The sequence below is a fragment of the Enterobacter sp. SST3 genome, from assembly GCF_000286655.1.
Taxonomy (GTDB): Bacteria; Pseudomonadota; Gammaproteobacteria; order Enterobacterales; family Enterobacteriaceae; genus Enterobacter; species Enterobacter roggenkampii.
The window spans coordinates 38,162-63,644 of record NZ_ALNS01000044.1; the positions used below are offsets into that span (position 1 = coordinate 38,162).

Here is a 25,483-nt window from a genome sequence, read left to right on the forward strand (position 1 = left end):
GGGCGAGAAACTACGGACGATACACCTTCACATTGGCAAAGCCCTGCTCGCGCAGATACAGCGCCTGCAGGCGACTCATCACCCCGCGCTCACACCACAGCAGGTACGTTTTGCTCTGGTCGAGGTCGCCAAACTTCGTGCTCAGCTTGTAGAACGGCAGAGAAACCACTTCGACGCCGTCAACCTGCAGCGGCTTGTCATCCTGCTCGTCAATAGAGCGGATATCCAGAATCGCGTCGTTCGCGCCGAAACCGCTCACGGTCTCCACTTCTACCACTTCCTGCTCGGTCTGCTGGGCGATCTCGCGGATATCAATGTTGGACGCTTCTTCCACCACTTTATCCAGAATGCTGAAATCGAAGTTCTCTTCTTCCGCTTCGATCTTCGCCTTCACCGCTTTGACGGTCGGGCTTTTTGAGATCACGCCACAGTATTCCGGCATGGTGCGGGCAAAATCTTCGGTACCGATTTCGCGCGCCAGATCGATGATGTGCTCTTTATCATGGGAGATCAGCGGACGCAGGATTAGGGTATCAGACACGTTGTCGATCAGGCGCAGGTTGGTCAGCGTCTGGCTGGAGACCTGCCCCAGCGCTTCACCGGTGACCAGCGCCTGCACGCCGTAGCGTTCAGCCACTTTGGATGCCGCACGCACCATCATACGCTTGAGGACAACGCCCATCTGGCCGTCGTCCACTTTCTCCAGAATCTCGCCGACCACCGGTTCGAAATTGATTGCCACGAAACGCACGCGGTGGGAGCTGCCGAAGCGGTTCCACAGGTAATGCGCCACCTGACGAACGCCGATTTCGTGCGCCGCGCCGCCCAGGTTGAAGAAGCAGTAGTGTACGCGGCAGCCGCGGCGCATCAGCATATAGCTGGACACGCCGGAGTCGAAGCCGCCGGAGATCAGGGACAGAACATCCTCCTGAGTCCCGATCGGGAAGCCGCCGATACCTTCATAGCGGCCTTTCACCAACAGCAGGCGGTCGTTTTCGATCTCCAGATTAACGGTCACGTCCGGGTTGGTCAGACGCACGCGCGCCGTCTCAACGTGCTGGTTCAAACCGCCGCCAACGTAACGTTCCACTTCAATGGAGCTGAATTCGTGCTTACCGCGACGCTTCACGCGCACGCAAAAGGTTTTGCCTTCGATCTGATCGCGGTACTGAACCAGCGCTTTTTCGAAGATGTCGTGCATATCGCTGAACGGGACATCTTCCACTTCCAGAATATGGTGGATCCCCGGAATACGGGTCAGCGCGTCGCGAATATCCTGACGTTTGTTTTCGTCTTTTGCACGGACCTCAACGTGGTCCCAGTGGCGCACCACGGCGAGGGTTTCGTCGTAGTGCTTTAAAACGTTACGAATGTTCCCGGTGAGAATTTTAATAAAGCGCAAACGCACAGATTGGCTTTTGATGGTGATTTCAGGGAACAATTTAATGATAAACTTCATGGCGGCAATGTTTCTTAGGCAAGCGTATTAAGGCTTGTAATGGAAAAGAGTACAGCAGCCCACACCCGTGGCTGCATCCAGGCGCGCAAGTATACCACCATCGCGCCGCTCCTGTGCACATTGCGCGTTATTTGATAATTGCCCTGAGTCCGTTACCATGTCGGGGCTGAGAATATAAGAGTCAATTCACTATGCCGAAGAAGAACGACGCACCGGCCAGTTTCGAAACTGCGCTGAGTGAACTGGAGCAAATCGTTACCCGCCTTGAGAGCGGCGATCTCCCGCTGGAAGAGGCGCTCAACGAATTCGAGCGCGGCGTGCAGCTGGCGCGCCAGGGGCAGGTCAAACTGCAGCAGGCCGAGCAGCGCGTGCAGATCCTGCTTTCCGATAGCGAAGACGCGAAAACTACGCCTTTCACACCGGACGCCGAGTAAATGGATTTTGCCAACGAGCTTCAGGCGCGCGTCGTGCGTGCCAACGACGCCCTGCGCCGATTTATTGCGCCACAGCCTTTTCAGAACACTCCTCTGGTTGAAGCCATGCACTATGGCGCACTCTTGGGTGGAAAGCGCCTGCGCCCGTTCCTGGTGTACGCCACCGGCAACATGTTTGGCATCAGCGATAACACGCTGGACGCCCCGGCAGCCGCCGTTGAGTGCATCCATGCCTACTCGCTGATCCACGACGATCTCCCGGCGATGGACGACGACGATTTGCGTCGGGGTCAACCTACCTGCCACATCAAGTTTGGCGAGGCGAATGCCATTCTGGCGGGTGATGCCCTGCAGACGCTGGCGTTCTCGATTCTGAGCGACGCGCCAATGGCCGAAGTGGCTGACCGTGACCGTCTGGCAATGATTTCCGAACTGGCCATGGCCAGCGGCGTGGCCGGCATGTGCGGCGGTCAGGCGCTGGATCTTGAAGCGGAAGGACGTCAGGTTAATCTGGAACAGCTGGAGCGTATTCATCGCCATAAAACCGGGGCATTGATTCGTTCCGCCGTTCGCCTGGGCGCGCTGAGCGCGGGTGAGCAAGGGCGCAAAGCCCTGCCGATTCTGGACAGATACGCAGAAAGTATCGGTCTGGCATTCCAGGTTCAGGATGACATTCTGGATGTGGTGGGCGATACTGCAACATTGGGTAAACGTCAGGGTGCGGACCAGCAGCTTGGCAAAAGTACCTACCCCGCCCTGCTGGGTCTTGAGCAAGCCCAACGTAAAGCCCGGGATCTGATTGACGATGCCCGCCAGTCACTGAATGAACTGGCTGCGCAATCGCTGGATACCTCGGCACTGGAAGCGCTAGCGGACTATATAATCCAGCGTGATAAATAAACTATATATCTCGATGAGCCTTTGATGAGTTTTGATATTGCCAAATACCCGACACTGGCGTTAGTTGACTCCACCCAGGAGTTACGTCTGTTGCCGAAAGAGAGCCTGCCGAAGCTGTGCGACGAGCTGCGTCGCTACCTGCTCGACAGCGTAAGCCGCTCCAGCGGCCATTTCGCCTCCGGGCTTGGCACGGTAGAGCTGACCGTGGCGCTGCACTACGTCTATAACACGCCGTTCGATCAGCTCATCTGGGACGTGGGCCACCAGGCCTATCCGCACAAAATTCTGACCGGACGTCGCGATAAAATTGGCACTATTCGTCAGAAAGGTGGCCTGCATCCGTTCCCGTGGCGCGGTGAGAGCGAGTATGACGTGCTGAGCGTCGGCCATTCCTCCACCTCCATTTCTGCGGGCATCGGTATTGCCGTCGCCGCCGAGAAAGAGAACAAGCAGCGCCGCACCGTCTGCGTGATTGGCGACGGTGCCATCACCGCGGGTATGGCCTTCGAAGCCATGAACCATGCGGGCGACATCAAGCCGGACATGCTGGTTATCCTCAACGATAACGAAATGTCGATCTCCGAGAACGTTGGCGCGCTGAACAACCATCTGGCACAGCTGCTCTCCGGCAAGCTTTACTCCTCGCTGCGTGAAGGCGGTAAAAAAGTCTTCTCCGGCGTACCGCCGATCAAAGAGCTGCTTAAGCGTACCGAAGAGCACATCAAAGGCATGGTCGTGCCGGGTACCCTGTTTGAGGAGCTGGGCTTTAACTATATTGGCCCGGTTGACGGCCACGACGTACTGGGGCTGGTCACCACGCTCAAGAACATGCGCGACCTGAAAGGCCCGCAGTTCCTGCACATCATGACCAAAAAAGGGCGTGGCTACGAACCGGCGGAAAAAGATCCGATTACCTTCCACGCGGTACCGAAATTTGACCCGTCCAGCGGCTGTCTGCCGAAAAGCAGCGGCGGCATGCCGAGCTATTCAAAAATCTTCGGCGACTGGCTGTGCGAAACCGCCGCAAAAGACAACAAGCTGATGGCGATCACCCCGGCCATGCGCGAAGGCTCCGGCATGGTAGAGTTCTCTAAAAAATACCCTGACCAGTATTTCGACGTGGCCATTGCCGAGCAGCACGCGGTGACATTTGCAGCGGGCCTGGCGATCGGCGGCTACAAACCGGTTGTCGCTATCTATTCCACCTTCCTGCAGCGCGCCTACGATCAGGTGATCCACGACGTGGCGATCCAGAAGCTGCCGGTGCTGTTTGCCATTGACCGTGCGGGCATCGTCGGTGCCGACGGCCAGACGCACCAGGGCGCGTTTGACCTGTCGTTCCTGCGCTGCATTCCGGATATGGTGATCATGACGCCAAGCGACGAGAACGAATGTCGTCAGATGCTGTTTACTGGCTACCACTATCAGGATGGACCAAGCGCCGTTCGCTATCCGCGCGGCAACGCGGTGGGCGTTGAGCTGCAGCCGCTGGAGAAGCTGGCGATCGGTAAAGGTCTGGTTAAACGTCGCGGTGAGAAAGTGGCGATCCTGAACTTCGGCACGCTGATGCCAGAGGCGGCGAAAGTAGCTGAAACGCTGAATGCCACCCTCGTGGATATGCGCTTTGTGAAGCCGCTCGACGAATCCCTGATCCTGAGTATGGCTGAGGCGCACGACGTGCTGGTCACGCTGGAAGAAAACGCGATTATGGGCGGTGCGGGCAGCGGCGTGAACGAGGTGCTGATGGCAAACCGTAAAGCCGTTCCGGTGCTGAACCTCGGCCTGCCGGATTACTTCATCCCGCAAGGTACCCAGGACGAAGCCCGCGCGGCGATTGGCCTGGACGCTGCCGGTATCGAAGCTAAAATCCGCGCCTGGCTGGACTGATCCCTACCCCCTTTTCCGCTCCTGCTATGCTTAAACGTATTGTTTAAACAGCAGGAGCGGAACCGTGCAATACACAACATTAGGAAAAACGGACCTTAAGGTTTCCCGACTTTGTCTGGGATGCATGACCTTTGGCGAGCCCGATCGGGGGAACCACGCCTGGACGCTGCCGGAAGAGAGCAGCCGTCCGATCATCAAACGCGCCATCGAGGGCGGCATTAACTTCTTTGACACCGCCAACAGCTACTCCGACGGCAGCAGCGAGGAGATTGTCGGCCGCGCCCTGCGCGATTTTGCCCGTCGGGATGACATCGTCGTTGCCACCAAGGTCTACTACCCGGTGGGAGACCTGCCGCAGGGCCTTTCTCGCGCGCAGATCCTGCGTTCCATTGACGACAGCCTCAGGCGCCTGAACATGGATTACGTCGACCTGCTGCAAATTCACCGCTGGGATTACAACACGCCGATCGAGGAGACGCTTGAGGCGCTCAACGACGTCGTCAAAGCCGGTAAAGCACGCTACATCGGCGCATCGTCGATGCACGCATCGCAGTTCGCTCAGGCGCTGGATCTGCAGGCGCAGCACGGCTGGGCGCGCTTTGTCACCATGCAGGATCACTACAATCTGATCTATCGTGAAGAAGAGCGCGAGATGCTGCCGCTATGCTACCAGGAGGGAGTAGCGGTCATCCCCTGGAGCCCGCTGGCGCGCGGACGTCTGACCCGTCCGTGGGGCGAAACTACGGCCCGTCTGGTCTCGGATGAAGTGGGAAAAAATCTCTATGAAGGAACAGAGGCCAGCGATGCGCTGATTGCCGAACGCCTGGCCGGCATTGCCGACGATACCGGCGCAACCCGCGCCCAGGTAGCGCTGGCATGGCTGCTGGGTAAACGCGGCGTCGCGGCTCCCATTATCGGCACGTCCCGGGAAGAGCAGTTGGACGAACTGTTAAACGCGGTGGATATCACGCTGACGCCCGAACAGGTTGCCGAGCTGGAGACGCCGTATCAGCAGCATCCGGTGGTGGGGTTTAAATAAGCCCCTCTTTTGTAGGCCGGGTAAGGCGGAGCCGCCACCCGGCAATACAGAGCGTACAACATCACGCGAAGTGATCGTACCCTTTCCAGTCCAGCGTAACCCGCGCACCGTCTTTCACAAACTTCAGCCCTTCACTCTCCGGCATGATCTGCCCGATACAGGTGAATTTCGCGCCAAGATGCGCTAACGCCACGTCGATCGTTCCACGGTTCAGCTCCGGAACGGTAAAGCACAGTTCATAATCTTCACCACCGGACAGCGCCCAGCGCAGTGCCTGTTCAGGTTCAACATGACGAAGCAGTTCCTCTGACAGCGGGAACAGATCCAGGTCAACGCGCGCGCCGACACCGCTGGCCTTCAGAATATGGCCAAGATCTGAGATCAGCCCGTCAGAGAGATCGATAGCCGAGCTTGCGCGCTCGCGCAGCGCCTGACCGTGCAGAATACGCGGCGTCGGGCGCAGATGGCGTTTCACCAGATACGCCGCATCGTCAGCGTTCTTCACGGTTAAGCGATCCTGAAGAATCGCCAGGCCCGCGGCGCTGTCGCCCGGTGTACCGGTCACGTAGATCCAGTCGCCGGGTTTTGCACCCGAACGCTTCAGCGCGCGACCAAGCGGTACATAGCCATGGATCGCCAGCGTCATCGACAGCGGCCCGGCAGTGGTATCACCGCCAATCAGCTGCATATCGTAGTAGTTAAGCTGCTCAAACAGCGCATCGCTGAAAGCTTCAAGCCAGGCTTCGTCTACCTCAGGCAGCGTCAGCGCCAGGGTTAACCACGCGGGATCGGCCCCCATCGCCGCCAGATCGCTGACGTTGACCGCCAGCGCCTTATACGCCAGATCGGCAGGATCGATATCCGGTAAAAAATGACGTCCGCACACTAAAGTGTCGGTGCTGATTGCCAGCGTCTGTTTTTCGGGAATATTGAGAAGTGCACAGTCATCGCCGATGCCGGTTTCAACATCAAGACGAGAGGTTCTGACACGGTCGAAATAACGGGCAATCAGGGAGAATTCGCCGCATGCCATACGTTATGCCTCAGCAAATAAAAGAAAAAACCGGAGCCGCACTGCCCGTCAGGCAATGCAGAACTCCGGTTTGCGGATCACTTTTTGTGGGGACGGATCGCAGGTGCTGCTTTATCAAGTACGCCGTTTACAAACTTATGGCTGTCTTCAGCGCCGAAGGTTTTCGCCAGTTCGATCGCTTCGTTGATGGCCACTTTGTACGGCACATCATCACGTTTAGACAGCTCAAACAGCGCAATGCGCAACACTGCTTTTTCTACCTGACCCAGCTCTTCGAGCAGACGGGACAGATAAGGCTTCATCAGACCATCGAGATACGCGCTATTAGTCGCCACTCCCGACAGCAGTTCACGGAAGTACAGAACGTCAACGTCTTTCACGTCCTGTTCTGACAGGAACTGGTATTCAACATCAGCGATGTCGTTCTGGGACAACTGCCAGGAGTAAAGTGCCTGGACGGCACATTCACGGGCGCGGCGACGAGCAGCAGGTTTCACGGAATTCCCCTTACAAAAAAATCAGGCCTTGATGGCTTTCAATACATTGATCATTTCAAGCGCGGTCAGTGCAGCTTCTGCACCTTTGTTACCGGCTTTGGTGCCAGCACGTTCGATGGCTTGTTCAATACTTTCGGTGGTCAGCACGCCGAACGCGACAGGAATTTCAGCATCCTGCGCAACGTGTGCCAGACCGTTGCTTGCACCGCCCGCAACGTATTCGAAGTGCGCAGTGCCGCCACGAATAACGGTACCCAGCGCAATCACCGCGTCATATTTACCGGTTTTCGCCAGCGCGCCCGCCGCCAGTGGCAGTTCGTAAGCGCCTGGAACCCAAACAACGGTAATGTTGTCATCTTTAACCTGGCCGATACGTTTCAGGGCGTCAATGGCACCTTCCAGCAGGCTGTCGTTGATGAAGTTGTTGAAACGCGCAATGGTGATGGCGACGCGAGCGTCCGGGGTAGCTACAGCAGCTTCAATAATGTTCATACTCTTCCTTTACGGGTTCATTTGGCCCCGCAGGGGGGCGGATTTTATCATAATACTTTGCGCACTGCTTCCCTATTTCGGGAGCAATTACGCTGTCGTTAAGTGGAGGCAGACATCCGGACCCACCGGACGAATCTCGCTAAATTTGAGTTGTGGTGCATCGGCCAGTTTTTCAAGGCCGGGCAGCACAAACAGGCCGCGCGCGTCACTGCCCAACAGTTTAGGCGCAACGTAAACAAGCAGTTCATCCACCAGCCCGGCCTGTAAGAGCGCGCCGGCGAGCGTTGGACCCGCTTCGACCCAGATGCTGTTCACCTGCTGCTTGCCGAGCAGCATCATCAGCACCACCAGATCCAGATGCCCGTTATGTTCCGGCACCGTAATGCTCCGTACGCCTTCCGGCCATGCGCGCGTATCTTCTTTGGTGCGCGCAATCCAGGTTTCCCCTGGCTGCTGGACGATGCGGTGCTCCGGCGTCACGCGGTTCTGGCTATCAATGACAATACGCAGCGGCTGACGCAGATTCTCCTGCGGATACAGAGCCTGGGTATCGGCATTCAGCTCGTCCCAGCGCACGGTCATGGCCGGATCGTCAGCCAGAACGGTTTCACTGCTGGTGAGGATAGCATGGCTTTGCGCACGCAGACGTTGCACATCGCGCCTTGCCTGCGGCGACGTGATCCACTGGCTCTCGCCGTTTGCCATCGCCGTACGACCGTCCAGCGAGGCACCCAGCTTAAGCTGGATATACGGGAACCCGGTACGCATGCGCTTCAGGAAACCTTTGTTGAGCGCTTCCGCGTCCTGCATCATCAGGCCATGGCTGACGTCAATGCCTTCCTGCTGCAGACGATACAGACCTCGTCCCGCCACCTGCGGATTCGGGTCTTGCATCGATGCAACCACGCGCGACACCCCCGCGGCAATCAGCGCGTCGCAGCACGGTGGCGTACGCCCGTGATGGCTGCAGGGCTCCAGCGTAACGTAGGCCGTCGCACCGCGCGCCTTCTCGCCGGCCATGCGCAGGGCATGAACCTCAGCATGCGGCTCGCCTGCACGATAGTGAAAGCCCTCCCCCACGATCTCGCCATCTTTAACGATAACGCACCCGACGTTCGGGTTGGGATGGGTCGTAAAACGACCGCGCTGCGCCAGCTTCATGGCTCGCGCCATGTACATCTCATCGTGCATGAGCTTAATCCTGTAAGCGGGCGATCTCTTCGCCAAACTCTTTGATATCTTCGAAGCTGCGGTAGACCGAGGCGAAGCGGATATAGGCGACCTTATCGAGCTTTTTCAGCTGCTCCATCACCAGGTTGCCGATCATCTTGCTGGGCACTTCACGCTCACCCAAACCACGAAGGTAAGATTTTATGTGGTTTAACGCCATCTCCACGTCGTCCGCGCTGACGGGACGTTTTTCAAGGGCTTTCAGCATTCCGCTGCGCAGTTTCTCTTCGTTAAACGGCTCACGCACGTCGTTACTTTTAACCACGCGCGGCATGACCAGCTCTGCCACCTCAAAGGTCGTGAAACGCTCGTTACACACCAGACACTGCCGACGACGGCGCACTGAAGACCCTTCGCCCACAAGGCGAGAGTCGATGACTTTGGTATCCACAGCGGAGCAGAATGGGCAATGCATACGGTATCCCTGTTATCTGGTTAACTGATTTTCATTTTACCCTGAACTGGCCTGACAACAAAGGAAGAGCTTTTTGAGAAAAAGGATCTATGTCTGACACAATGATGCTGGCTACCATTAGGACGATCCGTTATTTCAAGGAAATAAACGCAATGACAAGACGTTACCTGAAAATATTGCTGGTGGGGAGCCTCTTCACCCTTAGCGCCTGTGCACAGCAAACCGAAGTCCGTCAGATGAAACAGAGCGTCAATACGCTCAATACGGCGATGGACAAGCTAAACAAAGAAACGGTGAAGATCACCCAGCAAAATGCGCTGAACGCGAAATCTACCAGCGGGGTGTACCTGCTGCCGGGGGCGAATACGCCTGCCCTGCTGAACAGCCAGATTGGCACGCTAAAAATGTCTCTGGTGAATGTGGCGGCGAATGCCGATGGTACTCGCGCAACATTACGCATCAAGGGAGAGTCCAACGATCCGCTTCCGGCCTTCAGCGGCACCGTCGAGTGGGGCCAGATCCAGGGCACCACGGAGAACTACCAGGAGGTGAACGTGAAGAATCAGCTCTTCACCGCACCGGCCAGTGTTTTAGCACCCAGTGATGTGGATATTCCGCTTCAGTTAAGCGGCCTTACGCCGGAACAGTTAGGCTTTATCCGCATTCACGACATTCAACCCGCCGCGCAGTAATCCTCTTTTTTTAGCGGAGTGAAATGTCACTCCGCTAACATTTACATTTCGTATGGATTGGCAACATAAATGATTGCCGCTACAATCCCGGCCGTTTAAAGTACGCAAACGTGAACGCAATCGATTACGTGTATGAGAGATATGTGAAACAACACATATTTTTGTGAGCAGGGATTCCTATAATAGGCACCGCAGAAACACGAAATATTTAGAAACGCAATTCGCGCATTTTTCACTCCCGGAAGGGAATTTCAATCAGTGGCATGATTATGAAAAAAACATTACTCGCAGCTGGCGCCGTGCTGGCACTGTCCTCTTCTTTCACTGTTAACGCAGCGGAAAACGACAAACCACAATACCTCTCCGACTGGTGGCACCAGAGCGTTAACGTGGTCGGCAGCTACCACACGCGTTTCGGACCTCAGATTCGTAACGATACCTACCTGGAATATGAAGCGTTCGCCAAGAAAGACTGGTTTGATTTCTACGGCTACGTCGATCTGCCAGTATTCTTTGGTGGTAACACCGATGCGAAAGGTATCTGGAACAACGGCTCTCCGCTGTTTATGGAAATCGAACCACGCTTCTCTATCGATAAGCTGACCGGCACAGACCTAAGCTTCGGGCCGTTCAAAGAGTGGTACTTCGCGAATAACTACATTTACGACATGGGCCGCAACGATTCTCAGGAACAAAGCACCTGGTACATGGGTCTGGGTACGGACATCGACACCGGTCTGCCAATGAGCCTGTCTCTGAACGTGTACGCTAAGTATCAGTGGCAGAACTACGGTGCCGCGAACGAAAACGAGTGGGATGGCTACCGTTTCAAAGTGAAATACTTTGTGCCTATTACCCAACTGTGGGGCGGTAACCTGAGCTATATCGGCTTCACCAACTTTGACTGGGGTTCAGACCTGGGTGACAACGATTTCCGTGACCTGAACGGTAAGAAAGCACGTACCAATAACTCCATCGCCTCCAGCCACATTCTGGCGCTGAACTACGATCACTGGCACTACTCTGTTGTGGCACGTTACTGGCACAACGGCGGTCAGTGGAACGACGACGCCAGCCTGAACTTCGGCAACGGCGACTTCAGCGTGCGTTCTACCGGTTGGGGTGGTTACCTGGTTGTAGGTTACAACTTCTAATCAGTGCGGGTTTCGCCCGGTGGCGCTACGCTTACCGGGCCTACGACCCAAATGTAGGCCGGGTAAGGCGTAGCCGCCACCCGGCTTTTTACTGCCTCACCTTGCGCAAAAAATCCGCCAAAGACCTGTCCGCACTTTCGCTAAACCGCCTTTCCGTAGCCACAATATTGAGGCATCTGTCGAGCCGGAAACAGCGATAGTCATCGCGCCGTTCACACCACGCCGCCAGCAACCAGCGCTCTCCCCAGAAGAACAGCCCCAGCGGCTGAACCTCACGTTTAGACAACTGTCCTGCTTCATCACGGTAATGCAGCGCCAGCACCTGCTGGGCGGAAATTGCCTGATGGATCCTATCAAAATCGCTGCGGGAGTGGCTTTGCATGCAAAAATCCGGGGCGTAGATCCGCGTCTGCTCCGCCTTTCGACGACTCTCCTCGGGCAGAATCGCCAGCACCTTTTCCTGAGCCGACTCCAGCTCGCGCGACAGCGATTCCCCGCCCCAGGTTTTGAGCAGGCGAATCGCGACGATCAGCGCCTCGGACTCCTTATTTGTCAGCATCAGCGGCGGCAGGTCAAAGCCCGACATCAGCCGATATCCGCTCCCCGCCTCGCCTTCCACCGGCACGCCGGAAAGCGACAGGTCGCGGATATCGCGGTAGACCGTACGCTCGGACACGCCAAGCCGGTCCGCCAGATGCGCTGCCGTTGTCAGACGCCTGCCCCGCAGGATCTGCACAATCTGAAACAAACGGTCAGCGCGTCGGGTCATTTCTTAGTTCGCTCTCAGGCAGGTTGATGGAGGCCGACGCGGTTACCCTCGCTGTCGGTAAACAAGGCGATAGTGCCAATGCCATGCGGCAGTTCCAGCGGGCCAAACACGCACTCGCCGCCCGCAGAGGCGATGCGATCGAGCGTTGCCGCCAGATTGTCAGTATGCAGGTAAATAATAGCGCCCTGCAAAGACGGTGTAACGCCGTCAAATTTTGCCAGTGCGCCTCCGGTGGCGGGATCCTCATGCGGGAAAACCGCCAGCTCCGCACAGTCCATTTTCTCGCGACGCAGCGCAAGCTGCATCACCGGCTCATAAAATTTGATGGCGCGATCCATATCCGAGACCGGAATTTCAAACCAGTTAATGACGCTTTTCATACATCCTCCTGCCTGTTGTTTGGGTTCAGAAGGAGTCTACGACAGGGCTCCTGACAGCATACTGTCAGGAGTGTTTGTCAGGAGCAGATAAAAAAAATCCCGGTCAACAGACCGGGATTTTGATAACGCGCTAAACGTCGTCTTACGGCAGAATGGACGGCTGATCCGCCCCTTCTTTTTCGACTTTCTGCTGGAGCAGGTGCTCGCGCTTCATGCCGAGTTTCAGCGCCAGGGCGGACGCAACGTAGATAGACGACGCCGTACCGATGGTGACACCAATCAACATGGTCAGCGAGAAGCCTTCCAGAACCGGACCACCGAACAGGAACAGCATCAGGATCACCATCAGGGTGGTACCGGAGGTGATCAAGGTACGGTGCAGCGTCTGGGTCAACGACACGTTAAAGATTTCGTACGGCGTACCGCGACGGATCTTACGGAAGTTTTCACGGATACGGTCAGATACCACGATACTGTCGTTCAGTGAGTAACCGATGACGGACATCAGGGATGCCACAATCGTCAGGTCAATCTCAATGTGGAACAGCGACAGTATGCCCATGGTGATCACCACGTCGTGCGCCAGAGCGATAACCACACCGGCCGCCAGTCGCCACTCAAAGCGGAAACCGACGTACACCAGGATGGAGATCAGCGCCACCAGCAGCGCCATCGCACCGGTCTGCGCCAGGTCAGCACCCACGCTTGGGCCGACGAACTCAATACGCTTAACCGCCGCGTTCTGGCTGGTTGTTTCGTTAATCACGCTAACAACCTTACTGCCCAGCTCCTGGCTGCCGTTGGCATCGTGCACCGGCGGCATACGCACCATGATGTCGCGGCTGCTGCCGAAGTTCTGCAGCAGCGGCTCTTCAAAGCCCGCTTTCTGCAGCGATTCGCGCATCTGGTCCATATCAACCGGTTTTTCCAGGGAGATTTCAATTACCGTACCACCGGTAAAATCGAGACCCCAGTTAAAGCCTTTCACGCCCATAATGACGATGGACAGAATCAGCAGGAAACCTGAAATGCCGAAGGCCCAGTAGTCCCAGCGCATAAAGTCCCAGACTTTACGGCCGTGGTTCAATTGTTCAACAGTATATTCCTGTGCCACAACGCACTCCTCAGATAGACAGCTTTTTGACGCGCTTGCCGCCGTACAGCAGGTTCACGATGGCACGGGTGCCGACAATAGCGGTAAACATTGACGTTGCGACACCGATACCGGTTGTAATCGCAAAGCCTTTGATCGCGCCAGTACCCACTGCATACAGGATAAGAACCTTAATCAGTGTTGTTACGTTCGCATCGAAGATAGAGCTGAACGCGCCTTTATAACCTTCATCAATCGCCTGCTGAACAGAGCGACCGTTGCTCAACTCTTCTTTGATACGTTCGTTAATCAGTACGTTGGCGTCGACCGCCACCGCAAGGGTCAGAACGATACCCGCAATCCCCGGCATGGTCAGCGTCGCTCCCGGCAGCAGGGACATGATGCCGATAATCAGCACCAGGTTCGCGATCAGCGCGGAGGTCGCAATCAGACCAAACTTCTTATAGAAGAAGATCATGAAGAGGATAGAGACCACCAGACCGGCCAGACACGCTTCCAGGCCCTGCTGGATGTTTTGCATACCCAGAGTTGGACCAATGGTACGTTCTTCAACAATCTGAATTGGCGCTATCAGCGCACCGGCACGCAGCAGCAGGGAGAGCTGACGCGCTTCGTTCGGGTTGTTAATACCGGTAATACGGAAGCTGTTACCCAGACGAGACTGGATATTGGCGATGTTAATCACCTCTTCCTCTTTCACCAGCACAGCACGGCCGTTTGCATCTTTCTTACCGCTGTCTTTGTACTCCACGAACAGGGTCGCCATCGGTTTACCGATGTTGTCCTTGGTGAAGTTAGACATGATGTTACCACCCGCGCTATCCAGCGAGATGTTAACCTGCGGCTGGTTGTATTCATCCTGGCTCGACGTGGAGTCGGTGATGTGGTCACCGGTCAGAATCACGCGTTTGTACAGCACAACCGGCTGACCTTCGCGGGTCTGTTTCACTTCGGAGTCACCCGGAATACGGCCAGAAGCGGCAGCAGACTGGTCAACGTTGGTATTCACCAGACGGAATTCCAGCGTTGCGGTCGCACCGAGAATCTCTTTCGCACGCGCGGTGTCCTGGATACCCGGCAGTTCAACCACGATACGGTCAGCCCCCTGACGCTGTACCAGCGGCTCGGCCACGCCCAGTTGGTTTACACGGTTACGCAGAATGTTGATGTTCTGCTGAACGGCATATTCACGCGCTTCTTTCAGGCGCGCATCGGTCATCACCGCGCGCAGCTGGTTGCTGCCCTGCGAGGAGATCACCAGGTCACGGTGACGTTGGGTCAGGTAATCTACAGCCTGATCGCGCGCCGCGCTGTCGCGGAACGTGATGCTCATGCCGTAGTTATCTTCTTTACGCACGGTGGTGTAAGCGATGCCTTTATCACGCAGATCGCTGCGCAGGCTGTCGATATTCTGTTCCTGCAGCTTGCCGAGCGCGGTATCCATATCCACTTCCATCAGGAAGTGAACGCCACCACGCAGGTCAAGACCGAGTTTCATTGGCTCTGCATTCATCGCAGCCAGCCAACGCGGGGTTGCAGGGGCAAGGTTAAGCGCCACGACGTATTTATCACCCAGCACGCCCATCAGCGCTTCACGTGCGCGGAGCTGCGTGTCGGTGGTGTCGAAGCGAGCAAGAATTGCGCCCTCTTCCAGTGCCACAGACTTAGCGGTAATTTTTTCTTCTTGTAACGTTTTCTGGACCTGGATCAGCGTTTGCTCACTGGCGGCGACACCGCGCGCGCCAGTGATTTGAACAGCCGGATCCTCACCATACAGGTTGGGAAGCGCGTACAGCAGGCCGACGAGAATCACGACGACCAGCATGATGTACTTCCACAAAGGATAACGGTTTAACACGGCAGTTCCCTTTGGGAAAAGTTGGGATTACAGCGCCTTCATGGTGCCTTTCGGCAGAACGGCAGCTACGAAGTCACGTTTGATGACCACTTCAGTGGTGTCGTTCAGGGCGATTGCAATGTAGCCACTTTCAGCCACTTTGGTTACGCGACCGACCAGACCACCGTTGGTCAGCACTTCATCGCCTTTCGCGATGGAGTCCATCAGCTTTTTGTGCTCTTTGGTGCGCTTCTGCTGTGGGCGCAGGATCATGAAATAGAAGATCAGACCGAACACAACCAGCATCAGAATCAGAGACATTGGGCTGCCCTGCGCTGGAGCGCCTGTTGCTGCTACCGCATCAGAAATAAAAAAGCTCATTCAAATTCCCTCATTATTAAAATTAATCAACGTTCAACGGTGGAACATCCCGCCCCTGACGTTGGTAGAAATCGGTCACGAAGCTCTCTAATTTACCCTCTTCGATAGCCTTACGTAAACCAGCCATTAAGCGCTGATAATAACGAAGATTATGAATGGTATTGAGACGCGCGCCCAAAATCTCGTTGCAACGATCGAGATGATGCAGGTACGCGCGAGAATAATTGCGACAGGTATAGCAATCGCACTCGGAATCGAGCGGGCTGGTGTCACTCTTATGCTTCGCGTTACGGATTTTCACCACGCCATCGGTAACGAACAGATGGCCGTTACGCGCGTTGCGGGTTGGCATGACGCAGTCGAACATATCAATGCCGCGGCGTACGCCTTCAACCAGATCTTCCGGTTTGCCCACGCCCATCAGGTATCGTGGTTTATCCGCCGGGATTTGCGGGCAGACGTGCTCCAGAATGCGGTGCATGTCTTCCTTCGGCTCACCCACAGCCAAACCGCCGACAGCGTAGCCATCAAAACCTATCTCTACCAGACCTTTAACAGAGATATCGCGTAAATCTTCGTAAACGCTGCCCTGGATAATGCCGAACAGCGCATTTTTGTTCTGCAGGGAGTCAAAACGGTCACGGCTACGCTTCGCCCAGCGCAGAGACATCTCCATGGAACGCTTGGCGTAGTCCCAGTCGGCCGGATACGGCGTGCATTCGTCGAAGATCATCACGATGTCAGAGCCGAGATCGTACTGAATCTCCATTGATTTTTCGGGATCGAGGAAAATCGGATCGCCGTTGATCGGGTTACGGAAGTGAACGCCCTGCTCGGTGATCTTGCGGATATCCCCCAGGCTGAAGACCTGGAAACCGCCGGAGTCGGTCAGGATAGGGCCTTTCCACTGCATGAAGTCGTGCAGGTCGCCGTGGAGCTTCATGATCTCCTGACCCGGACGCAGCCACAGGTGGAAGGTATTGCCGAGGATAATCTGCGCGCCAGTGGCTTCAACTTCTTCCGGCGTCATCCCTTTTACGGTGCCGTACGTGCCCACAGGCATAAACGCGGGGGTTTCCACCACGCCGCGATCAAACACCAGGCGACCGCGGCGCGCGCGACCGTCGGTGGTATCGAGTTCAAATTTCATTTTTTCTCCGACGTCAGAAAAACAGTCCAACGTTGTAAAACGGTGCCGCGGACTTATTCCCCGACACGCTCATTCAAAGCCTGCGGATTGTACGTGATAAACATCGCGTCCCCGTAGCTAAAAAAGCGATATTTTTGTTCTACCGCAGACTTGTAGGCATTCATCGTATGCTGATATCCCGCGAACGCAGAGACCAGCATAATCAGCGTCGATTCAGGCAGATGGAAGTTGGTCACCAGCGCGTCAATCACTTTGTACTGGTAACCCGGGTAGATAAAGATCTGCGTATCGCCAAAGAACGGCTCAATCAACTCGCTTTTCGCGGCCTGCGCGGCGCTCTCCAGCGAGCGCACAGACGTCGTACCGACCGCCACGACGCGGCTACCGCGCGCTTTCGCCGCCAGCACCGCGTCCACGACATCCTGCGGCACTTCAGCATACTCAGAGTGCATGATGTGGTCTTCAATGCTGTCCACGCGCACCGGCTGGAAGGTTCCCGCCCCGACGTGCAGCGTTACAAACGCCATCTCAATGCCTTTCGCGCGCAGTTTTTCCAGCAGCGGTTCATCAAAGTGCAGGCCTGCCGTCGGGGCCGCGACCGCGCCAGGCTTCTGGCTGTAGACGGTCTGGTACAGCTCGCGGTCAGCCTCTTCGTCCGGACGCTCAATGTACGGCGGCAGCGGCATGTGGCCGATGGCGTTCAGAATATCGAGCACCGTGCGCTCGTCGTTGAACTCCACCTCGAACAGCGCGTCGTGGCGCGCGGTCATGGTCGCCTTGATGCTCTCGTCATCGCCCAGCAGCAGCTCCGCGCCCGGCTTTGGCGCTTTGGATGCGCGAATATGTGCCAGAATACGTTTATCATCGAGCATACGTTCGACCAGCACTTCAATCTTGCCGCCGCTGGCCTTACGGCCGAACAGGCGCGCCGGGATCACGCGGGTATTGTTAAAGACCAGCAGATCGCCAGGGTTGAGCTTGTCGAGCAAATCGGTGAAAGTACCGTGCGTCAGCTCGCCCGTTGGCCCATCCAGTGACAGTAAACGACAGCTGCTGCGCTCAGGCATGGGATAGTGAGCAATCAGGGATTCAGGTAGTTCAAAGGAGAAATCAGCGACGCGCATGACGTATACTCGTGACTTAAAAACAGGCGGCATAGTCTAGTGCTCACACCCTTTTGCTGCAACAACTAGCCGCCCCCGGACAAATAAAACGCATGAATTTTCTCGCTCACCTGCATCTCGCTCACCTCGCTGACAGCTCCCTGTCCGGCAATTTGCTGGCCGATTTCGTACGCGGCAACCCCGCGGAAGCGTACGCCCCTGAGGTTGTCGACGGGATTTTTATGCACCGCCGCATCGACGTGCTAACGGATAAGCTGCCGGAAGTGACGGAAGCCAAAGCGTGGTTTCGGCCGGAAACGCGACGCGTCGCACCGATCACGCTTGATGTGATGTGGGACCATTTCCTGTCGCGCCACTGGGCACAGCTCTCGCCGGAGCTACCCCTGCCGGAATTTGTGCGTTATGCCCATCAGCAGGTGTCGATCATTCTGCCCGACTCGCCGCCGCGCTTTGTGAATCTGAATAACTACCTGTGGTCAGAGCGCTGGCTGGAGCGCTATCGCGAGATGGATTTCATTCAGAACGTGTTGAATGGGATGGCGAGCCGTCGCCCGCGCCTGGATGCGCTGCGCGATTCCTGGTATGACCTGGATAAACATTACGATGCGCTGGAGACCCGCTTCTGGCGGTTTTACCCGCGCATGATGGCGCAGGCGAAAAACAAACAGCTCTGACAGAATTCGTATTGATAGGTAAAAGCTGGCGGAACGATTGTCACCACCTCTTTGTCTTATCCATGAACACTCTCTATACTGGCTCGCGTTGCGTTCCAAATAACCTTAGTATCTACAGGAGAATCATATGGTTCTGGTAACTCGTCCGGCTCCGGATTTTACAGCTGCAGCAGTTCTGGGCAACGGTGAAATCGTTGAAAACTTCAACTTCAAACAGCACACCAACGGTAAAGCGACCGTTCTGTTCTTCTGGCCAATGGACTTCACTTTCGTTTGCCCGTCTGAGCTGATCGCGTTCGACAAACGTTATGAAGAATTCCAGAAGCGTGGCGTGGAAGTGGTTGGCGTCTCCTTCGACTCTGAGTTTGTACACAACGCATGGCGTAACACCCCTGTCGACAAAGGCGGCATCGGTGCGGTGAAATACGCAATGGTTGCGGACATCAAACGCGAAATCCAGCAGGCTTACGGTATCGAACATCCGGACGCTGGCGTTGCGCTGCGTGGTTCCTTCCTGATCGACGCAAACGGCATCGTTCGTCACCAGGTTGTGAACGATCTGCCGCTGGGTCGTAACATCGACGAAATGCTGCGCATGGTTGACGCGCTGCAGTTCCACGAAGAGCACGGCGAAGTGTGCCCGGCTCAGTGGGAAAAAGGTAAAGAAGGTATGGCAGCTTCCCCAGACGGCGTAGCTAAATACCTGTCTGAGAACGTATCCAGCCTGTAATCGGCACGGTTTACGAGAAAGGCCCGCTTATGCGGGCCTTTTTTTATGCCTTGCGCTGCGTTTCCCGCCAGATGCGCCAGGCCATGCCCGCCAGCAGGAGCACGCCCGCGATCAGCACGCTCCACACCAGCAGGGCGTTCATCCAGCTCGCCCGCTCGCCTGCAGAGGTGGCGTTTAGCCGCCCCTCACCGCCCAACGCGACATCATCCAGAATATCGGCCTGCGGCAGGTTCGCCATATCATAGGTCTTGCGCAGATCGGCTGGGATCAGCATGTCAGGTTCCACCTGTGCAGGCTTTGCGGCGCCGTTGCCCCAGGCGAGCACGTACGGCGCTTTACCCTGCGCGTTGAACACCAGGTCATAGCGGTCGCGATGCCCCGTAACGCTCGGCAGGTATTCTGGCAGACGCGCATTCAGCGTCGTGATTTTCACGGCCTGCACCAGGTCCCCGTTAAGCGAAACCGGTCCGGATGTTTTCCCCTCCAGGCGGTAAATCACCTCTTTTTTCAGGGGATGCCATGTGTCTTTTTCCGTACGCCGCCAGGCGATCTCCACGGGAAGGACGCCATCGCCGTTCAGCGAGATGCTGACAGCACTCAGCGGCTGCGGACGCGTCCAGCGCCACTGCGCTTCGGTTGTCGATAACTGCTCCCCTTCCCCCTCAAGATTGATCTCTTCCGGGGCCGCCTGCGCAGGTGCGCTGATTGCGTTTACGCCGGTCAACGTTACCCCCTGGCTCTGCGTATTCAGCACCACCATGAGATAGCGATTCGCCTCGGGAGATAAAACCGTGTCGGTATCGATCCGATCGAGCTTAAGGCGATCCTGGCCGCTGGCGACGTCCAGCAGCGGCATATCTTCGCGAAGGGTATACCAGCGCTTAAGATCCTCGCTGTAATAGACCGACGCCGTTCCCTGCCACGGCGTCTGCGGGGTATTCCAGAGCAGCTGCAGCTGGGATATGGCCAGCTCACCCGACGTCTGCTCCGGCAAGCTCAGCAGGTAATGTTGCCCGGCTGCGGCGGCTTTTTGCCCCTCCAGCACAATCTCAACGCCGTTTCGGGAACGGAGCCGGATCTTATCGCTGTCACCGGCGTCTGAGGCAGCCGCGAGCGGCGAGGCGTCCAGCGGAAAGAGGCGCAGCGCCGTGGAGTGCGCTGTGGCCTGCGGGCGCGTCGCGGCGATCAGGCTAAAGGGAACCGGCTCACCCGACTGGTTAAAGACGCGAACATCATGCAGATCCGCGGATGTGCTCTGCTCATAGACGGCAAGCGGCAGCATCACTCGATACCACCGGGAAGGAACGGACGTGTCGAGTGAACGACCAAAGGCGTAGTCCCGTGGCGATTCCGGCGGTACCTCGTTGCAGAACGCCGGGCCGGAAAGCGCCAGCAGCGCGGTACACGCTACCGCTTTCATCCATTTCATTTTTCATCTCCTGTTTTTGGCGGTAGCGGCGAGAAATAGCCCACGATCAGTACCAGTATCGCCACGCCGATAAACGCCACCGCGCGCGACAGACCGCCTCCGCCCGCGCTGTCCACCAGCATCAGCTTAACCATCACCACACCCAGCAGCGCGGCCCCGCAGAGCCACTCCTGCCGGGAAGCCCGACGGGTGGCATGGATCATGACCACCAGCGCACTCAGCATCCAGAACAGGGCAAAGCTGGTCTGGATAAGCCGCGAATCCCACAGCGATGCCATATTCCAGGCCACGTCGCCGTACCAGGCCAGGGCGCGCATCAGCGCACCGTTCAGCCACCAGAAGCCAAACGCCATGAGCGCGACGGCAGGCCACGGACGCGCTTGCGCAAGCAATGCCGGGTAGTAGCGGTCCACCGCCCGATAAAAGACCACCAGCCCCAGCAACGCGAACGCTGCGCCTTCCTCAAGCGGGTTTACCAGCGGGAGCCAGGTTTGACGATAGACCACGCCGTCCTGGAAATTGGTCACCACCAGCAATACCAGCAGCGCCACGACGGCAGGGATCGGTGCCAGACACGCATAGAGCGCAGGCCATTCCCGGAACGGCCACGCGCGACGCCGTACCGCAGCAGAGAGCGCCATAATCACCCCGCCGCCTGCGGCCATCGCTAATCCGCTGCCCCAGGCCGCCATGCCCCACGGCAGAGACCGGGCAAACCAGTAAAGCTCGGCGGCCAGCGCCAGTAAAATCATCCAGCACAGCGACAGGTGTAGCCCCATCGCGATACGCGGCAGAACCCTTTCACCATCGCGCCGCAACAGCATCAGCGCGGCAGGAAGCGCAACGCACCAGGCCAGGTTTGACCAGCCGGCGGCAACGATCTGCTGATGCCAGATCTGATACCCCACCATCAGCAGCATAACCGGCCACAGCAGCCATTTGCTGGCGTCCAGCTCTCGCCACGCCAGACGAGCGGCCACCTGCTGCCAGCACCAGGCTGACGCCGCCGTCAGCGCCAGCACGCCCGCCAGAACCGGTAATTCTTTCGTCAGTACAAGCTGCGACGCACCCAGCTGCGCTACCAGCCAGAACAGCAGCCCGCCTGCCAGCAGCGCCCAGCTGACCGGCAGAAAAAGAGTCCGCCACAGCCAGGCCGCTGCCAGCCAGCAAAGGCTGAGGATGGCGAAGATAAGGAGCAGGCTCAGCGACGTAACGCCGTCCGTTTGCGCCCACAGCGCGCTGCCGAGGGCCAGCACCAGCAGCGCCGTCCCGCTATAGCTCATGCGCCGCTGGTGCTGCTGCACGCCCAGCCAGAGGATACCCAGCCCCTCCAGCGCCCAGGCCATTGCCGTCCAGCGCGCCGACAGCGCCAGCGGAATGGCGAGCGTGGCAAACCCGCCGCCGATCGCCAGCGCTGCCATGACCAGCGGCCGTCCGAGGGAGGGATAGCGCCGCAGCGCGAGGTACGCGAGGGTGAGATAAAATGCGCCGTATCCCAGCGCGCTCAGCGCCGGGCCATATTCCCAGTATCGAGTCATGCCGTACTGCATTCCGAAGCCGATCAGCGGCGGGGCAAACAGCAGCACGCCGTCAACGATCTGCTTCCCTTTTTCCTGCGCCCGCAGCGACAGCGCCACGCTCAGCACGCCGAAGATCAGCGTATTGGCAATCAGGAACAGCTGGCAGATCCAATAGTCTTCAGGCTGGTAATCACTCAGCCCCCACAGGCCGCCCACGCCGAACGTGAACAGCAGCCCGAGCAGGTTCAGCTCGCGCCAGTGCTGCCAGATGCTGATGGCAAGAATGCCGATAGACAGCAGGAGATAGAAAGAGAACAGCGCGACAAAGCTGCCGCCCCCGGTAGACAACAGCAGCGGCGCAAGGTAGCCGCCGAGGCTCGCCAGCATGGCCAGGCTCAGCGCCTTCTGCAGCACCGCCAGCCCGACGCTCGCCGCGCAGATCACCACCAGCAGCGCAAAAGCCAGCGTCATCGGCAGCATTTGCCAGAGCCGGAAGGCGCCAAACACCGTCAGGTAAAGCACCCCGGTCGCCCCGCCCTGGAGGATCAGCGCATAGACCCGCTGCCTGTACCGCAGCCGCCACCCAATCGCCAGCAGAACAACGGCAAACAGCGCCGCTGCCACGAGGCGCAGCTCAAGCGGGAACAGGGAATGTTCGACGGTATAGCGCAGCAGGAAAGAGAGGCCGAGGAAGAGCAGCAGAATGCCCAGCTTCGCCAGCGGATTGCCCTGCATGAACCAGCGCGCCAGCGACGTCAGGATGCCGCCAAAGGCTGAAGGCTGTTTTGCCGCAGGGGTCGGGGCCTGGGAAGAAGCGGGTTCTGCCACCGCTGCGGGAATATCGGGTCGCCAGGGGTCGACAGGCGCGGGAGCGTCCTCCACCACTGGCGCGGTAATTGCCTCCGGCGCGGCGGTCTGCACCGGTTCCGACGCGTTCTCAGGCACGCCGCGCTGCTCAAGCGCCTCTATGCGCTGGCGTAGCCGGGCGATCTCCTGCCGCGCTGCCGTACTTCGGTTAAACCCGATAACCGCAAGCACGGGCGCAACCAGCAGCGCAAAAACCAGGAATAAACAGCCAAGGATGTAAAGCTCGTCCATGTTTCCACCTTCACCGTAAACGATCCGTTAAGATTGACACAAATCGTTGCATTTGCGCCATCTTAAAAGGTGGAAACAATCGCGTATTAGCTGCCGAACCAGATCGTCGCGGATATTGCAGGCAGCGCCAGCACGCCGTCCTGTATTGTCGCCTTGCCCTCTTTACTCTTCCACGCAGCGACATTCAGCAGCGGTGAATCATCCAGCACCACTTCGCAGGCCTCGCCCCGGTTGATCGCCACCAGCACGCGCTGCTGGTTATAAACGCGGGCAAAGACCACGACGTTATCATGAGCGTATACCACCTGGCAGCCGCCGTAGCGCAGGGCAAGACTCTGCTTACGCAGCTTCGCCAGCCGCTGATACAGGCTGAACAGCACTTTGTCCTGTTTCTCTGGTGCCCACGGGAAGGTTTTGCGGCAGAACGGATCGTTGTTGCCGTCCAGCCCCACCTCGTCTCCGTAGTAGATGCACGGCACGCCCGGCCAGGTGAAGAGCCAGGTCACCGCCAGCGGCAGACGCGCGACATCCTTGCCCAGCAGGGATTTAAAACGCGCGGTATCGTGGCTATCGAGCTGGTTAAACATCCGCAGCTGCTGCTGATGCGACAGCCCTGCGCGGTAGTTCTCCATCCACGCCATGCAGGTTTCCGCGTCGATATGATTTGGATCGTAGGAGATATCGGTGTTGGCGAGGAATCCCCACAGCGGGAAGGTAAAGCCGCGATAGTTCATCGCCGCATCTTCCGCATCATTCTGCAGCCACTGGCGCGCGTCACCAAAGTGCTCGCCAAAAACGAACGCTTCCGGCTGTGCGGCTTTTGCCGAGCGCGTTATGCCGGCGACGTGCTGAAGGTTGTTCCGCGCCCCGCCCGCTTCGCCGAGCATATGCACCACGTCCAGGCGCCAGCCGTCCATATTCCACGGCGCCTTCAGCCAGTGTCGGACGATGCTGTCTTCGCCGCCGTAGATTTCATTAACGAGCGTTGGCGACTGGAAATCCAGCTTCGGCAGGCTCGGGTAGCCCAGCCAGTCCAGCGCGCGGCCCTCCTCGTTAAAGCTGTACCAGTCGCGCTGAGGCGAATCCGGGTTATGACATGCCCCGCCCATCGACTGGTTATGCCGATCAAACCACGCATGCGAATCGCCGCTGTGGTTGAACACGCCGTCCAGGATCAGGCGCATCCCCTCTTTTTGCGTATTCTTACGCAAGCGCAGCAGCGCCTCGTCGCCGCCAAACTGCTCATCAACGTGGCGATAATCTTCGGTATCGTATTTGTGTACGCTCGGGGCTTTAAACACCGGGTTGAGGTACAGCGCCGTCACGCCCAGTTTTTTCAGGTACGGCAGCTTTTCGCTGATACCGTCGAGATCGCCGCCGTAGAAGGTCGAGCCGCCCGCCTGCGCGGTTAACGGCTCATCCCACGCTTTCAGGATAATGTCGTGGCCCGCTGCATGGTGGTAATAGATCTTATCCTGGTCGGCAGTGCGCTTTTCGCTGCGCGCAAAACGGTCCGGAAAAATCTGGTAAAAGACCTGATCGTTAACCCACTGCGGGCCGTTATCCGGATAATCGACCGCAAACTGCTCCAGCCGTGCAGGCGGGAAACGGCTAAACCCCTGCGGGGTAAACCACAGCTGGCGGTTGTTCCACAAAAGCTTAAAGCTGTAGCGGCGGCGCGGCTGTCCGCTGTTCAGGTCGATATTCGCCCGCCAGGCGGTAATACCCGGCTGCGGCTGGCTGCGCAGCTTGTGCATTTTCAACCCGGTCTCTTCGTTATCGATTTCGGCGCGGAGCGTCACGCGATCGGGCTGGTTTTCCCCCGCCAGCCAGAGCGTAATCACAAGGTTGTCTTTGTTTTGCTTAACAAATGGGGCAACCGGAAGGTGCCAGGCGTTTAACATCACGAATCCCCTCTGATGAAATTGTCGTCACCTTGCCACAGGGTGGTTAAGGATAGCTCACCATGATGGGATTTATTGGGGGAGGAGGACGGGGGAGGAGTTTTTTGGGGGGTAAAAGGGAGTGTAGGCCGGGTAAGCGCA

General features: G+C 57.5%; 24 protein-coding genes. 8 read left to right on the forward strand and 16 right to left on the reverse strand.

Translation table 11 applies throughout. The features are described 5' to 3' along the window. Window positions 1-10 precede the first annotated feature (10 nt). Window positions 11-1,459: a tRNA uracil 4-sulfurtransferase ThiI gene (gene thiI, locus B498_RS01180; protein WP_008503330.1), complete on the reverse strand. Its 1,449-nt coding sequence runs from the start codon at window positions 1,457-1,459 to the stop codon at window positions 11-13. Between the two features lie 191 nt (window positions 1,460-1,650). Between thiI and xseB the strand changes: the two genes are divergently transcribed. From xseB to B498_RS01160, 4 genes are all read left to right on the forward strand, one after another. Next, the gene (gene xseB / locus B498_RS01175) at window positions 1,651-1,893 is read left to right on the forward strand and encodes an exodeoxyribonuclease VII small subunit (protein ID WP_008503331.1); all 243 of its coding nucleotides are present in this window, start codon (window positions 1,651-1,653) and stop codon (window positions 1,891-1,893) included. Further along, window positions 1,894-2,793, forward strand: coding sequence for a (2E,6E)-farnesyl diphosphate synthase (gene ispA, locus B498_RS01170; RefSeq protein WP_008503332.1), 900 nt, complete (start codon window positions 1,894-1,896; stop codon window positions 2,791-2,793). A 24-nt stretch (window positions 2,794-2,817) separates the two neighbouring features. Then, window positions 2,818-4,680, forward strand: a complete 1,863-nt coding sequence (gene dxs / locus B498_RS01165) for a 1-deoxy-D-xylulose-5-phosphate synthase (RefSeq protein ID WP_008503333.1) — start codon at window positions 2,818-2,820, stop codon at window positions 4,678-4,680. Between the two features lie 64 nt (window positions 4,681-4,744). Then, window positions 4,745-5,719 carry an aldo/keto reductase gene (locus B498_RS01160; protein WP_008503334.1) on the forward strand — a complete coding sequence of 325 codons (975 nt, stop codon included), beginning with the start codon at window positions 4,745-4,747 and terminating at the stop codon, window positions 5,717-5,719. A 61-nt stretch (window positions 5,720-5,780) separates the two neighbouring features. Here the strand turns inward: B498_RS01160 and thiL are convergent, their stop codons facing one another. The 5 genes from thiL to nrdR form a co-directional block, all read right to left on the reverse strand. Then, complete coding sequence (gene thiL, locus B498_RS01155) at window positions 5,781-6,752, reverse strand: thiamine-phosphate kinase (RefSeq protein ID WP_008503335.1); 972 nt, start codon at window positions 6,750-6,752, stop codon at window positions 5,781-5,783. Window positions 6,753-6,829: 77 nt separating this feature from the next. After that, the gene (gene nusB, locus B498_RS01150) at window positions 6,830-7,249 is read right to left on the reverse strand and encodes a transcription antitermination factor NusB (protein WP_006809908.1); all 420 of its coding nucleotides are present in this window, start codon (window positions 7,247-7,249) and stop codon (window positions 6,830-6,832) included. A 21-nt stretch (window positions 7,250-7,270) separates the two neighbouring features. Then, entirely contained in the window at window positions 7,271-7,741 is a 471-nt protein-coding gene (ribE, locus tag B498_RS01145) for a 6,7-dimethyl-8-ribityllumazine synthase (protein WP_006176874.1), read from the reverse strand. 87 nt (window positions 7,742-7,828) lie between these two features. Beyond that, on the reverse strand, window positions 7,829-8,932 hold the full coding sequence (ribD, locus tag B498_RS01140) for a bifunctional diaminohydroxyphosphoribosylaminopyrimidine deaminase/5-amino-6-(5-phosphoribosylamino)uracil reductase RibD (RefSeq protein ID WP_008503336.1): 1,104 nt from the start codon (window positions 8,930-8,932) through the stop codon (window positions 7,829-7,831). A gap of 4 nt (window positions 8,933-8,936) precedes the next feature. Next, window positions 8,937-9,386: a transcriptional regulator NrdR gene (gene nrdR / locus B498_RS01135; protein WP_008503337.1), complete on the reverse strand. Its 450-nt coding sequence runs from the start codon at window positions 9,384-9,386 to the stop codon at window positions 8,937-8,939. Between the two features lie 152 nt (window positions 9,387-9,538). Between nrdR and B498_RS01130 the strand changes: the two genes are divergently transcribed. Next, a complete protein-coding gene (locus tag B498_RS01130) occupies window positions 9,539-10,078 on the forward strand; it encodes a DUF3251 domain-containing protein (RefSeq protein WP_008503338.1) in 540 nt (179 codons plus the stop codon). 269 nt (window positions 10,079-10,347) lie between these two features. Continuing rightward, a complete protein-coding gene (locus B498_RS01125; protein WP_031275068.1) occupies window positions 10,348-11,232 on the forward strand; it encodes a nucleoside-specific channel-forming protein Tsx in 885 nt (294 codons plus the stop codon). An 88-nt stretch (window positions 11,233-11,320) separates the two neighbouring features. Here B498_RS01125 and B498_RS01120 read toward each other — a convergent pair whose 3' ends face one another. The 7 genes from B498_RS01120 to queA all read right to left on the reverse strand — a co-directional run bounded on the left by B498_RS01120 (window position 11,321) and on the right by queA (window position 17,987). Next, window positions 11,321-12,001, reverse strand: a complete 681-nt coding sequence (locus B498_RS01120; RefSeq protein ID WP_008503340.1) for a helix-turn-helix transcriptional regulator — start codon at window positions 11,999-12,001, stop codon at window positions 11,321-11,323. A gap of 14 nt (window positions 12,002-12,015) precedes the next feature. Next, the gene (locus tag B498_RS01115; protein WP_008503341.1) at window positions 12,016-12,381 is read right to left on the reverse strand and encodes a VOC family protein; all 366 of its coding nucleotides are present in this window, start codon (window positions 12,379-12,381) and stop codon (window positions 12,016-12,018) included. 142 nt (window positions 12,382-12,523) lie between these two features. Then, window positions 12,524-13,495 (reverse strand): protein translocase subunit SecF, encoded by a 972-nt coding sequence (secF, locus tag B498_RS01110; RefSeq protein ID WP_008503342.1) that lies wholly within the window; start codon window positions 13,493-13,495, stop codon window positions 12,524-12,526. A 10-nt stretch (window positions 13,496-13,505) separates the two neighbouring features. Beyond that, window positions 13,506-15,353 carry a protein translocase subunit SecD gene (gene secD / locus B498_RS01105; protein WP_021241665.1) on the reverse strand — a complete coding sequence of 616 codons (1,848 nt, stop codon included), beginning with the start codon at window positions 15,351-15,353 and terminating at the stop codon, window positions 13,506-13,508. Between the two features lie 27 nt (window positions 15,354-15,380). Next, a complete protein-coding gene (gene yajC / locus B498_RS01100) occupies window positions 15,381-15,713 on the reverse strand; it encodes a preprotein translocase subunit YajC (RefSeq protein ID WP_000007630.1) in 333 nt (110 codons plus the stop codon). 22 nt (window positions 15,714-15,735) lie between these two features. After that, window positions 15,736-16,863: a tRNA guanosine(34) transglycosylase Tgt gene (gene tgt / locus B498_RS01095; RefSeq protein WP_003859110.1), complete on the reverse strand. Its 1,128-nt coding sequence runs from the start codon at window positions 16,861-16,863 to the stop codon at window positions 15,736-15,738. A 53-nt stretch (window positions 16,864-16,916) separates the two neighbouring features. Continuing rightward, window positions 16,917-17,987 carry a tRNA preQ1(34) S-adenosylmethionine ribosyltransferase-isomerase QueA gene (queA, locus tag B498_RS01090; protein ID WP_008503345.1) on the reverse strand — a complete coding sequence of 357 codons (1,071 nt, stop codon included), beginning with the start codon at window positions 17,985-17,987 and terminating at the stop codon, window positions 16,917-16,919. Between the two features lie 92 nt (window positions 17,988-18,079). On the opposite strand from queA, the gene acpH reads away from it, so the two are divergent. After that, entirely contained in the window at window positions 18,080-18,661 is a 582-nt protein-coding gene (gene acpH / locus B498_RS01085) for an ACP phosphodiesterase (RefSeq protein ID WP_008503346.1), read from the forward strand. 127 nt (window positions 18,662-18,788) lie between these two features. After that, window positions 18,789-19,391 carry a peroxiredoxin gene (locus B498_RS01080; protein ID WP_008503347.1) on the forward strand — a complete coding sequence of 201 codons (603 nt, stop codon included), beginning with the start codon at window positions 18,789-18,791 and terminating at the stop codon, window positions 19,389-19,391. 43 nt (window positions 19,392-19,434) lie between these two features. On the opposite strand, the gene B498_RS01075 is transcribed toward B498_RS01080, so the two are convergent. From B498_RS01075 to malZ, 3 genes are all read right to left on the reverse strand, one after another. Further along, entirely contained in the window at window positions 19,435-20,820 is a 1,386-nt protein-coding gene (locus tag B498_RS01075) for a DUF3999 domain-containing protein (protein WP_008503348.1), read from the reverse strand. Next, the gene (locus tag B498_RS01070; RefSeq protein WP_008503349.1) at window positions 20,817-23,438 is read right to left on the reverse strand and encodes a DUF2339 domain-containing protein; all 2,622 of its coding nucleotides are present in this window, start codon (window positions 23,436-23,438) and stop codon (window positions 20,817-20,819) included. The genes B498_RS01075 and B498_RS01070 overlap by 4 nt, the downstream gene beginning before the upstream one ends. An 86-nt stretch (window positions 23,439-23,524) precedes the next feature. Next, entirely contained in the window at window positions 23,525-25,342 is a 1,818-nt protein-coding gene (malZ, locus tag B498_RS01065; protein WP_008503350.1) for a maltodextrin glucosidase, read from the reverse strand. Window positions 25,343-25,483: the final 141 nt, after the last annotated feature.